This is a genomic window from Hymenobacter sp. BT559 (assembly GCF_017571525.1).
Classification (GTDB): domain Bacteria; phylum Bacteroidota; class Bacteroidia; order Cytophagales; family Hymenobacteraceae; genus Hymenobacter; species Hymenobacter ginsengisoli.
On the sequence record NZ_JAGETY010000014.1, the window covers coordinates 111,074 to 125,354 of the forward strand.

General features: G+C 57.7%; 18 protein-coding genes and 1 tRNA gene. 14 read left to right on the forward strand and 5 right to left on the reverse strand.

The features are described from left to right. Positions 1-63: 63 nt before the first annotated feature. The 4 genes from J4D99_RS17775 to J4D99_RS17790 all read left to right on the forward strand — a co-directional run bounded on the left by J4D99_RS17775 (position 64) and on the right by J4D99_RS17790 (position 2,872). On the forward strand, positions 64-1,476 hold the full coding sequence (locus J4D99_RS17775; protein ID WP_208133087.1) for an APC family permease: 1,413 nt from the start codon (positions 64-66) through the stop codon (positions 1,474-1,476). Between the two features lie 14 nt (positions 1,477-1,490). Next, on the forward strand, positions 1,491-1,805 hold the full coding sequence (locus tag J4D99_RS17780; protein WP_208133088.1) for a cyclic nucleotide-binding domain-containing protein: 315 nt from the start codon (positions 1,491-1,493) through the stop codon (positions 1,803-1,805). Then, a complete protein-coding gene (locus J4D99_RS17785) occupies positions 1,792-2,058 on the forward strand; it encodes a cyclic nucleotide-binding domain-containing protein (RefSeq protein WP_208133089.1) in 267 nt (88 codons plus the stop codon). The genes J4D99_RS17780 and J4D99_RS17785 overlap by 14 nt, the downstream gene beginning before the upstream one ends. A 73-nt stretch (positions 2,059-2,131) precedes the next feature. Continuing rightward, positions 2,132-2,872, forward strand: coding sequence for an SDR family oxidoreductase (locus J4D99_RS17790; RefSeq protein WP_208133090.1), 741 nt, complete (start codon positions 2,132-2,134; stop codon positions 2,870-2,872). 9 nt (positions 2,873-2,881) lie between these two features. On the opposite strand, the gene J4D99_RS17795 is transcribed toward J4D99_RS17790, so the two are convergent. Continuing rightward, the gene (locus tag J4D99_RS17795; RefSeq protein ID WP_208133091.1) at positions 2,882-3,604 is read right to left on the reverse strand and encodes a DUF92 domain-containing protein; all 723 of its coding nucleotides are present in this window, start codon (positions 3,602-3,604) and stop codon (positions 2,882-2,884) included. A 239-nt stretch (positions 3,605-3,843) separates the two neighbouring features. On the opposite strand from J4D99_RS17795, the gene J4D99_RS17800 reads away from it, so the two are divergent. Continuing rightward, entirely contained in the window at positions 3,844-4,491 is a 648-nt protein-coding gene (locus tag J4D99_RS17800) for a hypothetical protein (protein WP_208133092.1), read from the forward strand. Here J4D99_RS17800 and J4D99_RS17805 read toward each other — a convergent pair. The 4 genes from J4D99_RS17805 to rocD all read right to left on the reverse strand — a co-directional run bounded on the left by J4D99_RS17805 (position 4,488) and on the right by rocD (position 8,039). Next, positions 4,488-5,000, reverse strand: coding sequence for a GNAT family N-acetyltransferase (locus tag J4D99_RS17805; RefSeq protein ID WP_236018728.1), 513 nt, complete (start codon positions 4,998-5,000; stop codon positions 4,488-4,490). The two genes, J4D99_RS17800 and J4D99_RS17805, sit on opposite strands and share 4 nt — an antisense overlap. Positions 5,001-5,180: 180 nt before the next feature. Then, entirely contained in the window at positions 5,181-6,167 is a 987-nt protein-coding gene (hemB, locus tag J4D99_RS17810) for a porphobilinogen synthase (RefSeq protein WP_208133093.1), read from the reverse strand. Between the two features lie 57 nt (positions 6,168-6,224). After that, complete coding sequence (locus J4D99_RS17815) at positions 6,225-6,779, reverse strand: hypothetical protein (protein WP_208133094.1); 555 nt, start codon at positions 6,777-6,779, stop codon at positions 6,225-6,227. A 12-nt stretch (positions 6,780-6,791) separates the two neighbouring features. After that, positions 6,792-8,039: an ornithine--oxo-acid transaminase gene (gene rocD, locus J4D99_RS17820; protein WP_208133095.1), complete on the reverse strand. Its 1,248-nt coding sequence runs from the start codon at positions 8,037-8,039 to the stop codon at positions 6,792-6,794. A 105-nt stretch (positions 8,040-8,144) separates the two neighbouring features. Here rocD and J4D99_RS17825 point away from each other — a divergent pair, with 105 nt between their 5' ends. From J4D99_RS17825 to J4D99_RS17865, 9 genes are all read left to right on the forward strand, one after another. Beyond that, positions 8,145-8,531, forward strand: coding sequence for a RidA family protein (locus J4D99_RS17825; protein ID WP_208133096.1), 387 nt, complete (start codon positions 8,145-8,147; stop codon positions 8,529-8,531). After that, a complete protein-coding gene (locus J4D99_RS17830; protein ID WP_208133097.1) occupies positions 8,521-8,694 on the forward strand; it encodes a C1orf53 family protein in 174 nt (57 codons plus the stop codon). Before J4D99_RS17825 ends, J4D99_RS17830 begins: the two co-directional genes overlap by 11 nt. Before the next feature lie 209 nt (positions 8,695-8,903). Further along, positions 8,904-9,143 (forward strand): 50S ribosomal protein L28, encoded by a 240-nt coding sequence (gene rpmB / locus J4D99_RS17835; RefSeq protein ID WP_169533228.1) that lies wholly within the window; start codon positions 8,904-8,906, stop codon positions 9,141-9,143. A 213-nt stretch (positions 9,144-9,356) separates the two neighbouring features. After that, a complete protein-coding gene (rpmG, locus tag J4D99_RS17840) occupies positions 9,357-9,539 on the forward strand; it encodes a 50S ribosomal protein L33 (protein WP_208133098.1) in 183 nt (60 codons plus the stop codon). Between the two features lie 8 nt (positions 9,540-9,547). Continuing rightward, positions 9,548-9,703: a DUF4295 domain-containing protein gene (locus tag J4D99_RS17845; RefSeq protein WP_208133099.1), complete on the forward strand. Its 156-nt coding sequence runs from the start codon at positions 9,548-9,550 to the stop codon at positions 9,701-9,703. Between the two features lie 165 nt (positions 9,704-9,868). After that, positions 9,869-10,846, forward strand: a complete 978-nt coding sequence (gene ftsY, locus J4D99_RS17850; RefSeq protein ID WP_208133100.1) for a signal recognition particle-docking protein FtsY — start codon at positions 9,869-9,871, stop codon at positions 10,844-10,846. Between the two features lie 89 nt (positions 10,847-10,935). Next, positions 10,936-11,385 carry a Rieske (2Fe-2S) protein gene (locus J4D99_RS17855; RefSeq protein ID WP_236018729.1) on the forward strand — a complete coding sequence of 150 codons (450 nt, stop codon included), beginning with the start codon at positions 10,936-10,938 and terminating at the stop codon, positions 11,383-11,385. A gap of 106 nt (positions 11,386-11,491) precedes the next feature. Further along, positions 11,492-11,565, forward strand: a tRNA-Asn gene (locus J4D99_RS17860). A 96-nt stretch (positions 11,566-11,661) separates the two neighbouring features. After that, entirely contained in the window at positions 11,662-14,073 is a 2,412-nt protein-coding gene (locus J4D99_RS17865; RefSeq protein WP_208133101.1) for a hypothetical protein, read from the forward strand. The last annotated feature ends 208 nt before the right edge of the window (positions 14,074-14,281 follow it).

Consider the following 14,281-nt stretch of genomic DNA (forward strand, 5'->3'; position numbering starts at 1 on the left):
ACCGGTAGCCCATCAGCGCCTCTACTCGCGGACTGAAAGTCCGCGCTACTACTTTCGTCGCTTATGTCGCAGCCTACTCTTCAACGCCGTCTGGGCCTGGTTCAGGCTACGGCGCTCAATATGATTGACATGGTGGGCATCGGGCCCTTCGTGACTTTGCCGCTCGTGATGGGCTTTATGGGCCCCAACTTCCTGCTGGCCTGGCTGGTGGGAGCGGCCCTGGCTGCTATCGATGGCCTCATTTGGAGCGAGCTGGGCGCGGCCTACCCCGAGGCGGGCGGCTCGTACCGCTTCCTCAAGCTGGCCTATGGCGAGCAGAAGTGGGGGCGCTACATGTCGTTTCTCTACGTGTGGCAAACGCTGATTCAATCGCCGCTGGTGCTGGCGTCAGGCGCCATCGGCTTTGCTCAGTACTTCAGCTACCTCGTGCCCCTGCCGCTGTGGTGGCAGCCCAAGCTGGTGGCAGGCTCGGTGGTGCTCTTGCTCGTAGTGCTGCTCTACCGCCGCATCGAGGACATTGGCAAGCTCGGCGTGGCGCTGTGGGTGGGCGTGCTAGGCCTCATGGGCTGGCTGATTTTCGGCGGTGTCACGCACCCCAACCACCCGGTGGCCTGGCTACCGGCTGGCGGCGTGGGCAAGCTGCCGGCGCTGCTGCTAAGCGTGGCCATGGGCCAAGCGGCCGTCAAAACCATTTATTCGTACCTCGGCTACTACAACGTGTGCCACCTCGGCGCCGAAATCGTGCGGCCCGAGCGCGTCATTCCGCGCAGTATTTTTTTGAGCATTCTGGGCATTGCGGCGCTCTACCTTTTGCTGAACTGGAGTGTGGGCACGGTCATTCCGTGGGAAGAAGTGCAGGGCTGGCAGGCCGGCGCCGGCGACAAGTCACAGTTCATTATTAGCGTGTTTATGGAGCGGCTCTACGGGCCGGCGGCGGCGCAGGCGGCCACGGCGCTGGTGCTGCTGGTGGCGTTTGCGTCGCTGTTTGCGGTGCTGCTAGGGTACTCGCGCATCCCCTACGCGGCGGCGGCCGATGGCGAGTTTCTGCCCGTATTTGGCAAGCTGCACCCTACCAAGCAGTTTCCCTACGTGTCGCTGCTGCTGCTGGGCGGCGTGGGCTTCGTGTTTAGCCTGCTCTTTCGGCTAGGGGAGGTCATTTCGGCTATTTTGGCCATGCGCATTCTAGTCCAGTTTGTGGGTCAGGCGGTGGGGCTAGTGCTGCTGCGCCGTCGGCGCGGCACGACCGCACTGCCCTTCAAAATGCCACTCTACCCGTTGCCCGTCATCGTGGCCGTTATCGTGTGGCTAGCCGTATTTGCAGGCATCGCCCCGGCGGAAGTGACATGGGGCGGAATGCATTTCAAGCTCTATTTCCAGTTTGCCGCGCTGGGCATGATGGCGTTGGGCACGGGGGCCTTTCTGCTCTGGAGCCGGCGGCAGGCCAAGTGGCCATTTGCAGCCAGGCAGGCGGTTTAAAAGTATCCCTCGCTATGCCTTCTTCCCTTATCGAGTATTTACAACTTTCTAAACCAATTCCAGCTGCCGACCGCTCGCTCATTGACGCCGCATGGACCATGCGAGCGCTAGCCGAAGGCGAGCCGTTAGTAGTAGCCGGCCAGGTGTGCCGGGAGTTATTTTTCATTGAGGAGGGTGTAGTACGGATTGTGGTGCCGCAAGCCACTGGCAAGGAGGTGACGCACTTCTTTTTGAGGGAGGGCCAGTTTTGCACCATTTTGCTTTACCACGCAGCAGCCGGCCACCGAAGGCATTCAGGCAGCTTGTGCCGGGCGGGTGCTGGCCATTAGTCGGGCGCGCCTAGAGGAACTGTACCAGCGGCTGCCGTATCTGCAAGGGCTGCTGATGCAGCTTATTCAGCAATGCCTACTCGATAAAATCGCGATGCGCCGGGCGTACCTCGGGCAGGATTCGGCCATGCGCTACCAGCAGTTTCTATTGCGGCAGCCCGAGGTGGCCCGGCGCGTGTCGCTAACCGATGTGGCTTCTTACTTGGGTATCACGTTGCAATCGCTCAGCCGCCTGCGCAAAAACCTGCGCTAACCCGCTTTTTACCATTTGGTAAATGCGGCTTCAACTGGCTGCCAGACCTTTGTAACAACCACTAACCAACGTCATGACCGCACAAGCTCTTACCGGATTTCTAACCAATAAGCGCGTAGTACTACTAGGCGGCAGCGCCGGCATCGGGCTGGCTACCGCCCAGGCTGCCGCTGCCGAAGGCGCAGAGGTACTTATTGTTTCGAGCAGCCAAGCCCGTATCGACACCGCGTTGCAAACGCTGCCCACCAGCGCCCAGGGCCATGCCCTCAACCTTACCGACGAGGGGCAGCTGCAAGGCTTTTTCGCGCAGTGCGGCGAGTTCGACCACCTCATATTTACGGCCGGCGATGCCCTGCTCCTAGCCGAGCTAGCCACTACTGAGCTGGCTGCCGTACGGCGTGCATTTGAGCTGCGCTATTTCGGCGCGCTCGCCGCCGTGAAGTACGCGCAACCCCTGCTGCGGCTGGGTGGCTCGGTTGTGCTCACTACCGGCATCGCCAGCCGGCGCCCTGGCAAGGGTTGGGCCGCCGGGGCAAGTATTTGCGGGGCAATGGATGCGCTCACGCGCGCGTTGGCCGTTGAGCTAGCTCCTATTCGGGTTAATGCCGTGTCGCCGGGTATCGTCAAAACGGACCTTTGGGCCTCCATACCTGAAAGCGAGCGTGCCGCCATGTACGCTCATTTTGCTCAGCAGCTGCCGGTTGGCCGCGTGGGTGAGGCCACCGACATTGCGCAAACCTACCTCTACCTGCTGCGCCAGCCTTTCGGCACGGGCCAAATCATTGTGGTCGATGGCGGCGGCGTGCTAGTATAGCGGTCAAGGCTAGCCCAGCCAGTGCCCCAGCCCGCCCGCTACCAGCGCCCCAGTCAGTGTATTAATAAAATTGACCGCATTGTTGCTTAAGTAGCCGCGCCGTTCCAGCGTGGCCCCTAGTACCGAGTCGGCCAGGTTGCCGGCCGTGCCCGCCACCAGCAGCCACCCAAAGGCCGGCCCCCAGCCCGCGCCCAGGCAGTAGGCAGCCGCCAATACCGCGGTGCCGGCTAGCCCCAGTGCCGTGCCTTCCAGGCTCACCACGCCGTTGAGGCCGCGCGTGTCGGGCCGCAGGGTGAGGACGTTGTAATAGCGGCGGCCATACACGTTGCCCAGCTCCGAAGCCAGCGTATCGGCGGTAGCGGCGGCAAAGCTGCCGGCCAGCATGAGGTGCGCCAGCGGTGCGTAGGGTGGCCACTGCCAGGCCAGCAAGCCTAGCAGGCTGGCCACGCCGGCATTAGCTATTACCTGGCCGGCGGTGCGGCGGCCCTTGTTTTCTTCGGCTAGTCCGAGGCGGCGCTTATCGGCCACGCGCCAGCCCGAAGCAGCTGTACCTAGGCCAAAAAACAGGGCTAGCAGCGCCAATCCACCAAAGCCGCTACCCATGTAAATGAGCAAGCCTAGCCCACCGCCTGCCCACACGGCGCCCGTAGTCAGCTTGCCCGCCCGCCAGCTGTAGGCCATACCCAGGCCTAGCAGCACTACTACCAGGCCAAGCCGAAAAAAGTCAGTCATGACCGCGAAGTACGGCGCCTGTTGCGTTATAGTGCCCGTTATAGTGCCGCTAGGCAAAGGCGATGGCTAGAAATTTCGTTACTCGCCGCCCATCGTAAAGAGCGCTGCCTCGGCCAGCTCCCCACGATAGGCTAGCCTGCGAAGGGCGAGCCCGACCGCAGCGACTAAGGGGGAAATTCTTCTTACGCAATTAAGTATCCCTGCTCTATGCAGCGCTTGCTCACGGCTTATTACTGAGCGTGCTGCTTGCCAGCTGCGCGTCGAGCAGCTTGGTGCGCCCGGGGTTTCGCCTGCCCCCGGCCAAGGGGCTGGCTTTTGTGTCGTCCGTAACTACGGTGGCCGTCAGCCGCAACCTGTCGCCGTCCATCGCCGATAAAGCGGCCACGCTCGAATCGGCGCGGCTCTTGAGCCTGGCCTTGCTGCAACACCGGGCCGAGTTGCAATTGCGCAATGAAGTCACCATTCCCGACTCCTTGCTGCTGGCGGCGCGCAAAGAAAAATACAATGCGGTGCTGGGTATTGAGCAGCACTGGCAGCTGGCCGGCGGGGCCAATTTGCCGGTGCTGGACTACCTGCTGGCCCAGCAGCGCCAGCGCTACGCCCTGCTCACGGTGGCGAGCGGGCTCACCTACATCCCTAAGTGGCCCCCGCCCAACCTAGCTGGCTTGCCTCGCCTAGGGAGCAGTCCGGGCCCTCCCTATACCCCAGCCGGGCAGCCAAGGTCCAATATTTTTCTGCTCATCTACGACCAGCAGCAGCACGCCATCGTCTACTACCGGCATACGCCGCCCCTGGCCACCAGCGAGCCCCTGGATGGGCTAGCCTTGCAGCACGACTTTGCCAAGCTCCTCAAAAAAGATTTTCCGTCGGCTAAGAAGCGTGACTAAAGCTGCTTCTCGTAGCAAAAAAACCGCAGCCCCGGCCTAAAGGCCAGCTTTATCTCACCCGCAAAGCGGTAGCCCAGCTTTGGAAAGAGCTGTTGAGTCGCCTTATTCTCCGAATTGGTATCGACGCGCAAGGTGCGTAGGCCTAGCTGGCTGGCTTCGTGCTCGGCCTGGCGCAGTAGTGCGGCCGCCACGCCCCGGCCCTGGGCGGCAGGCGCCACAGCCAGCCGGTGCGTTACAAGAGCGGGCTCGGCGGCATCCCAGTCGGCGTCGGCATACTCGGGGTCCTGGTCTTGGGTAAGCGCCGCTACACCTTCCAGTTCGCCCAGGCGCTCGGCTACCCAAAGGTGCTGATTTTCAATATCCTCGCGAAAGACGCCCTCATTGGGGTACTCGCTGGTCCACTGCATATTGCCGCTGGCGTTCATCAACGGTACCACCGCTTGCACCAGCGCCACGATGGCCGGTAAGTCGGCCACCGTGGCGCGGCGAATGGTCAGGTCGTGCGTCATAGGTTTTGAGTTATTTAGAGTTGAGCTATTTGGAAGGGCTACTGATAAAATAAGAACGTCATGCTGAGCCTGTCGAAGCATCTCGCTCGAATCGTTAGGATTACTACCCTAGCGGCGCGAGCGAGATGCTTCGACAGGCTCAGCATGACGTTCTATTTGAAAGAGTCCCGGTTAAAAAATCTACCCGCGCCGCAGCACCGCGGCAGCATCCTTAGCGAAGTAAGTCAGGATGGCATCCGCACCGGCGCGCTTGATGCTCATAAGCACCTCCATCATAGTTTTTTCGCCATCAACCCAGCCGTTTTGAGCAGCGGCCTTGATGAGGGCATACTCGCCGCTCACGTTATAGGCCGTTACGGGCAGGTTGGTGTTGTTTTTTACCTCCCGAATGATGTCGAGGTAGCTCAGGGCAGGCTTAATCATCACCATGTCAGCACCTTCGGCTTCGTCGAGCTGCAGCTCGCGCAGGGCCTCCAGGCGGTTGGCGGGGTTCATCTGGTAGCTCTTCTTGTCGCCTTTCTTGGGGGCCGAGTCCAGCGCATCGCGGAAGGGGCCGTAGAAGGCCGAGGCATACTTGGCCGTGTAGCTCATGATGCTGACGTGCGAAAACGCGTTGCGGTCGAGCACGTCGCGAATCCAGGCCACGCGGCCATCCATCATGTCGCTAGGGCCTATTATATCGGCGCCGGCGCGGGCTTGTGCCAGGGCCATCTGGCCGAGTACTTCGAGCGAGGCATCGTTAAGAATCTCGCCGGTTTCCTGGTTTACCACGCCGTCGTGGCCATCCGACGAGTAGGGGTCCATGGCCACGTCGGTCATTATCACCACGTCGGGAAACTGGCGCTTGATGTCGGCCACCGTTTTGAGGTAGAGGCCATCCATGTTGGTCGATTCGCGAGCGAGCGGGTCTTTCAGGCTATCATTCAGGCCCGGAAACGGGGCAAACGAGTTAATGCCGAGCTCTACGGCAGCGCCGATTTCGTCGATAATGCGGTCGGCCGAGTAGCGGTACACGCCGGGCATCGACTTTACTTCGAGGCGCTGGTTCTGGCCTTCAACTACAAAAACCGGGTAAATAAAATCGTGGGCAGTGAGGCGCGTTTCCTGCACCATGTCGCGGATAACCTGCGACTTACGATTGCGGCGGGGACGGTGAGTTGGAATCATAGCTGCTAGAACACGCGGCGGGGGCGTTTGTGTGCCCGGCCGGGCTGCAAAAGTACCCTAGGCCTTCTTCTTTTTGCCGCCACTCACCAGTGAGTAAAGCAAAAACAGCACGACCAGCGCGCCAGCCGCCAGCCCTAGCCCACCCCAAAAGCTCACGCCCGGAATGAGCGCAAACAGCGCCGCTAGCCCCGCCAAAATGGCTAACACCACGCCAATAACAAACAAGCCAATGCCACCCAGCCCGCTTTCGGCCGCGCCCTCGCTGGGGTGCCGCCGCACATGCGGCAGGCGCTGCGCAAGCTGCTTGCTGGCCTGCGTCGGCGCAGCTGTGGCTAGGGTAGTAAGTGTGCTGGGAGGCAAAGAGTTGAGCGCGGCGACCAACTGGCGCGGGCGTAGGCGCTTGGCCGGATTTTGGGCGGATGCTAGACTAATTGCTGCCGCAGAACTAGCCGATTCCGACGCCGCTGCAACCGTAATCTCGGGGCTGACCGCGGCCGGTGCGGCGGCCACCGGCACCGACGTAGCCGGCGCTGGCTGAAATTGAAACGCTACCTGCTGGCTGTGGCAACTAGCCAGCAGCAGCGCCGGCACTACGCATAAGAGTTTTCTCATGAGGCCTTATACTCAAAAAGCCCGGATAACGTCGGCAATAATGGCGCAGGCCTCCCGCAATTCAGCTTCGGTAATCACCAGCGGGGGCGCGAAGCGAATAATATCGCCGTGCGTGGGCTTGGCCAGCACGCCGCGCTCCATCAGGCTCACGCATACGTCCCAGGCCGTGCGGCCGTCTTCGCTTGGGTTGATAACCACGGCATTGAGCAGGCCTCGGCCGCGCACCAGGTCGATGGTATCGGGGCATTCGCGCTGCACTTGGCGCATTTCCTCCCGGAAAATCCCCCCTAGCCGGTAGGCGTTATCGGCGAGCTTTTCGTCGAGCAGCACATCAAGCGCTGCTTGGAGCACGGCGCAGGCCAGCGGGTTGCCGCCGAAGGTAGAGCCGTGCTGCCCGGGCTGAATGGTGAGCATAATCTCGTCATTGGCCAGCACCGCTGATACTGGCATCACCCCACCGCTCAGCGCCTTGCCCAGGATGAGAATGTCGCCGCGCACGCCTTCGTAGTCGGTGGCCAGCAGCTTGCCAGTGCGGCCCAGCCCGGTTTGAATCTCGTCGGTGAGCAGCAATACCTTGTGCTGGCGGCACAGCGAGGCCGCGCCGGCCAGGTAGCCCTCGCTCGGCACCATCACGCCCGCCTCGCCCTGGATGGGCTCAACCAGAAAGCCGCATACGTGCGGGTCGGCCAGGGCCTGGGCTAGGGCCTCCAGGTCATCGTAGGGCACCACCTGGTAGCCGGGCACGAAGGGCCCAAAGCCGCCCGTGCTGTCACCATCGGTGCTGAAGGAAATGATGCCCGTGGTGCGGCCGTGGAAGTTGTGTTCGGCCACTACAATACGTGCTTGGTTGGGGGCAATGCCTTTTTCCTGGTAGCCCCACTTGCGGGCCAGCTTGAGCGCGGTTTCGACTGCCTCGGCGCCCGAGTTCATCAGCAAGGCTTTGTCGTAGCCGAATAGCTCGCAGAGCTGCTGCTCGGCGGCCCCTAGCCGGTCGTTGAAGAAGGCGCGCGAAGTAAGTGTCAGCTTCTGCGCCTGCTCCGTAAGGGCTCCAATAATGCGCGGGTGGCAATGCCCTTGGTTAACAGCTGAGTACGCTGAAAGAAAATCGAAATACTGCTTGCCGGCCACGTCCCATAGGTGCACGCCCTGGCCCCGGCTCAGCACCACGGGCAGCGGGTGGTAGTTGTGGGCACCATACTGGTCTTCGAGCTGCATCAGCTCTTCGGCGCGCGAGGTAGCGGGGGCGTGGGTAGTCGACATGGGGTGGGAGGGCTAGAAGGTGTGAAGTATGGAGGCTCTTCAAAACTACAAACAAAGCTCCGGCCGGTTCGGGCCAGCGCCGGGCGACTTCTACCTTTGCCACCTATGGAAACCCTGCACCACCCCGACGCTCCCCAGGCAGTTGGCCCCTACGCCCAGGCCATCGTGGCCGGCGGCTTCGTGTTTTGCTCGGGCCAAACGCCCTTAGTGCCTGCCACCATGCGCATCGAGGCCACCACCATCGAGGAGCAGACGCGCCAGGTGCTCGACAATCTGCGCATTGTGCTCTCCGCTAGGAGCCTGGGGCTAGCCGATATCGTAAAAACCACCGTTTTTCTGAAAAACTTCGCCGATTTTGGCCGCATGAATGCCGTGTACGCCGAGGTGTTTGGCGCCCACCGCCCGGCGCGCACCACCGTCGAGGTGTCGCGCCTGCCGCTCGATGCGCTGGTCGAAATAGAGTGCATCGCCGCCCTGCCCCATGGCCGCTGACCCGCGCCTGGCGGCCTTCGCGGCCCAGCCGCTGCGGCCCGGCGATTTTTACTACACACCCGAAGGCTATCTCGTTTTCACCGAGCAGTACCACCGGCGCCGGGGTTTTTGCTGCGGCAGCGGCTGCCGGCACTGCCCCTGGAAGAAAGGCGTGACGAAGTGATAGGGTGAGGAGGTGAATGGAGAAAATTCATGGCGTGAAAGGCGAAAAGGCGCAGGATGCCCACAAGAAGCTGGGGCACCCTAGCTTATTTATTGCCGCTTACTTTTCACTTCCTCACCTGCTTACCTCTCCACCAATTTGGTAATTGGCTGAATTTTGCCGATATTTGCGGCCCGTTTCGGAATAGCATCATCTAACCCTTCGATATCATGGCCCGAGTTTGTGATTTGACCGGCAAGCGTACCCGCGTAGGCAACAACGTATCGCACGCCAACAACAAGACCAAGCGTAAGTTCTACCCGAACTTGCAGAAAAAGCGCTTCTACATCCCCGAGCAAGACGCCTGGGTAACGCTGCGCGTAGCTGCTTCTACCATCCGCACCATCAACAAGAATGGCATCATGGCCACCTTGAAGAAGGCCAAGGAGCAGGGCTTTATCGTTTACTAAGCTCAGTTCACTGAAAAATTTTCGGGCCTGCCACAGCGCCGAAATCGGGCTTGCCACGCGGCTAGCCCGGTTCCGGCGCTACTGCTGCTAGGGTACTGCCCACCGGGGCTAGCCCACGCTCGCAGGTGGCAGACCAACAGGGTTTTGCGGTTTGCTAAAAAAACCGTACCTTTGCAGTCCTAAAAATCAAAAATTAACCCCCCTCCCGTCGCGATGGCCAAGAAAGGAAACCGGGTGCAGGTTATCATGGAGTGCACCGAGCATAAAAACTCGGGTATGCCGGGCACCTCGCGCTACATCACCACCAAGAACCGTAAGAACACCCCCGAGCGCATCGAGCTGAAGAAATTCAACCCGGTTCTGCGTAAAATGACTGTTCACAAAGAAATTAAATAACCTGCGTCATGGCTAAGAAAGTAGTAGCAACGCTGAAAACCGCCACGGGCAAAGACTGGGCAAAAGTCATTCGCGCCGTGAAATCGGAGAAAACCGGTGCCTATACCTTCAAGGAGGAAATGGTGCCCGTAGATAAAGTGCAAGACACGCTGGCCGGCAAATAAGCTGCTTGGCTGCCTGATACCCGAAAAAGTCCCACCTTCGTGGGACTTTTTCAGTTTATACGGGTGCGAGGATAAGGGTTAAGGAGGGTAACGATGTTAGTTAAGGCAAGCCGTCCTTCTGTTTACTCCTAAACTCAAGCCCTCCTACCCTCATTCCCTTCCCTCATGGGCCTCTTCGACTTTTTTAAGAAGGATAAAGAAAACAAGGAGCAGCAGCAGGCCCTCGACGAAGGCTTGCAGAAAACGAAGACCAATTTCTTCGACCAGCTCAGCAAGGCTGTGGTGGGCAAAAGCACCGTAGACGAGGCCGTGCTCGACGACCTCGAAACGCTGCTCGTGCACGCCGACGTGGGCATCGACACTACGGTAAAAGTCATCGACCGCATCGAGAAGCGCGTGGCCCGTGACAAGTACGTGAGCACGAATGAGCTCGACCGTATTTTACGCGAAGAGATTGCTGGTCTGCTCGATGGCAATGCCGGTGCTACCGGCTCGCGTGCCATCCTCGACCGGCCCGATAGTCCGGGCCATCCGTTTGTGATTATGGTGGTGGGCGTGAATGGCGTGGGCAAAACCACGACCATTGGCAAGCTAGCCCATCGCTTTCACAGCGCGGGCAAGAAGGTGGTGCTCGGCGCGGCCGACACCTTCCGGGCCGCTGCCGTAGACCAGCTCATCGTGTGGGGCCAGCGAGTGGGTGTGCCCGTCATTAGCCACGGCATGAACACCGACCCCGCCTCCGTGGCCTACGACGCCGTGAAGCAGGGTGTGGACCTAGGCGCCGACGTGGTTATTATTGACACCGCCGGCCGCCTGCACAACAAGGTGAACCTGATGAACGAGCTCAGCAAAATCAAGCGCGTGATGCAGAAGGTCATCCCCGAGGCGCCGCACGAAGTGCTGCTGGTGCTCGATGGCAGCACGGGCCAGAATGCGTTTTTGCAGGCCAAGGAATTTACCCGTGCCACCGAGGTATCGGCCCTGGCTATTACCAAGCTCGATGGCACCGCCAAGGGCGGCGTGGTCATTGGCATCAGCGACCAGTTTAGCATTCCGGTGCGCTACATCGGGGTGGGCGAAAAGATGACCGACTTGCAGCTATTCGACCGGCACACGTTCGTCAACTCGCTGTTCAAGAAGTAGCCCTTATCCCTGAAAAACACCCTAGCGAAAGCGTCCGGCAAACTACCGGGCGCTTTCGTGCGTTGGGAGAGTTCTTTAGCTTTCGTGCGATGCGCTTCACCTTACTAGGCCTGGTAATAGCCAGCGGCGGCCTGCTGGCCGCCTGCAACTCCAATACCGACACGACCACAACTATCCCCAACGTGCCGGTAAACGTGCAGCTCGACTTGCTCGACCAGCAGAACAAGGCGCTGCGCTTCGACAACGGCGTGGTGGCCATCCCGCCCGGCAGCGCCAATGGCCGGGGTGGCGTGAAAGGCATCTATGTGGTGCGCCAAAACGCGACAACCTACTCGGCCTTCGAGCGCAATTGCCCCTACCAGCCGCTCAATAGCTGCGCCACCATCAGCCTCGACCGCAGCTCACACCTGTTTTTCAAGGATAGCTGTTGCGGCTCGCAGTTTGGCTTGCAGGGGCAGGTAATAGGCGGCCCGGCCCCGCGTTCTTTGCGCCAGTATAGCACCAGCCTGAGCGGTAGCTTGCTGACAATCACGAACTAATAAAAAAGTTAATAAAAAAAGCGGCTAATTAATAGCTGGCGCTTGTTTTTTCAAAAAGCCCTTTCCTATCTTTGCAGCCCGAAAGCGCCGGTTTCGGAATAGAAAAGCTTCCTTAGCTCAGCCGGTTAGAGCATCTGACTGTTAATCAGAGGGTCCCTGGTTCGAGCCCAGGAGGGAGCGCTTTTAGTTAAAAACCCCATGTAAATCAAGTGTTTACATGGGGTTTTTTCTTGGTGTGCCTGTTGGTGTGCCTTCTCCTCGAATTTTCAATAAGTTATGATTGACCTCTACGAAGAAAGCAGGAAGAATCTTGAAAAACTGATTGAGTATTTCAACAGCGAATCGTTAGACAGGAACGAGGCCACTACCCGATTTCACCTAATAGACCAGTTACTCGTGGAGTGTCTAGGCTGGGCGCGAACGGACATTCGTACAGAGGAGTCCTATGATGGAGAGTACACTGACTATGAGCTTTCTATCATCAGAAAAATGGCTATCGTGGAAGCAAAACGAGAGGGTAACTCTTTCGAGCTTCCCGCAGGCGCTAGGGGCAATATTATGTCCCTGAAGTCTTTGCTTCGGGACAATAAGAAGTTAGGTGAAGCCATTCGTCAGGTCAGCACTTATTGTCACGAGCGAGGCGTAGAGGTTGCTATCGTCTGCAACGGCTGGCAACTTGTTGCATTCGTTGCCAATAGGAACGATTCCATTGCTCCGTTGGAAGGCGAAGCGCTGGTATATGCCAGCCTCGAAAGTATGCTGGCCAGTTTCAAAGATTTTTGGAATTACCTGTCCAAAGCCGGCATGCAGGAAAGGCATTTAGTCGATAAAGTACTTGGGAAGGTGCTTAAAGAACTCCCCCCTAAGCTTTCCTCCAGAATACATGGCTATCCCGGTATAAGAGAACGGGATGTGGTCCAAACGGATATGGAAATCATCAGCGATCTTGTTCTAGAAGATGTTATCAGGGATGAGAACATAGAACGCCAGTTTTTGGAGGAGTGCTATTGCAACAGCGGCGCCCTCTCTAACTATGCGCTGGTCAGTCGAGACATTCTTAACACACGGTATAAATACCTTTTCCAGGACAACGACCAGAAGGCTCAATTAGAGCCTGTCGCCAGCAAAAAGGGCCTGAACAGCAATCTAATGGATGTGATTGCCAACAGTGTAAGCCGACGCCCCATTTTGCTGGTCGGCGATGTAGGTGCGGGCAAATCAACTTTCGTAGCCAACCTTTTACGGGTCGAAGCACCCGCTGAGTTTGAAAAATCGATAACACTAAAGGTAGACCTTGGCTCTCAAGCCATTGTAACCAACGATATCAAGGCATCTATTTTGGATGAACTTGCTCGTCAGTTAAAAGAAAACTTCGACATTGATATCCAGGATGACGACTTTGTACGACATTGTTACTACGTCGACTTAGAGGTATTTAAGAAGAGTGTGCACGTTAAGCGGCTGTACGAGATAGACCCTCTGGGAGCGTTGCATAAGGAGATTGCCTTTTTGGGTGAAAAGACCGATAACAAAGGCGAGCATCTGAAATATGCTTTGAAGTACATTAGCCGAAGCCAGCACAAGCAGGTGGTTATCTTCATTGATAACTGCGACCAACGGAACGACTCAGACCAAGAAACAGCCTTTCTGGTTTCGCAGGAAATAGCTACCAACTGGTCAATGATTGTATTCTTGGCACTACGCCCCGAAACCTTTCATAGAGCAAAGCAATTCACCGGGGCACTTAGTGGCTACCATACCAAAGCGTTTACCATTGCCCCGCCCAGGGTAAGCGAAGTCATCACTAAGCGCCTTCGTTTTGCTCAGAAAATCACCAGAGGGGAGATTCAACTGTCGAACTTCAAGTTAAATGTTACTTTCAGCAAACTAGATTCACTAATTGACGTCTTGCTTACGTCTCTAGAGAACGACTCCAAACTGTACGAACTCATTGACAACATTGCCAACGGCAACATTCGGAAGTCCATCGAAATGGTCAAAGACTTCTTTGGCAGTAGCTATACTAACACCCGAAAAATATTAGAATCAGTTGCTGCTAAAGGGTACTATTCCGTTAAAACGCACGAGTTTCTGCGCACCATCATTTACGGCAGCAACATCCACTATAATCCGAGCGCTTCTCGAATAGCCAATATTTTTGACGTTCGGCATTACGACCCGAAGGAGCACTTCCTGATGCCCATCCTGCTGGGCCTGCTTCACTCCTCATTGGTCAACAACAGGCAAGACGGCTTTATCGATACTGCTACGGTTTACAGCGCCATCCAAGCCTTTGGCTTCACGCCGGAGCAAATCGACAGTGTCATTGACTCCGCTTACACCAAAGACATGCTGGAGACGTCTGAAAAGGGAAGCCGTCTCTTACACGATGCCCCACTCAAACTACGCATTACCCCCCTGGGAGCTTATCACGTGAAGCGATTGCCATCTACCTTTACCTATGTAGACGCTATTATTGCTGATACCCCTGTGTTCGCCCGAGACGCTTCTTGGAACCGAACCGTATACACATTCAGTGAGAAGGTAAGCAGAGTCACTGCTTTTAAAGAGTACCTAGACGCTGAGTGGGAAAAGATGAACACTAATGGGAACTATTTCAACTGGAAAACAGTATCCGCTGAACTCGCTGCAGAGATGCAGTGGGTAACAGGGGCCCCTAGTCGGTAGCATTTAGGGGCCTCACATCCCTGCTAATTGCGCTAGTAATTCTCGCTAACTTATTGTGCGAAAAGAACTTTCGAAGCTGTACGAGGAAAATTTAACAACATATTTTTAGGCTCATCCAGACCCGAAATATTTTTTCTTCGTATCTTTGTAAGACTTCTCCGTTACCACTTCCTACAGAACCCCCAACATTTCCTCACTAACCTTGCCC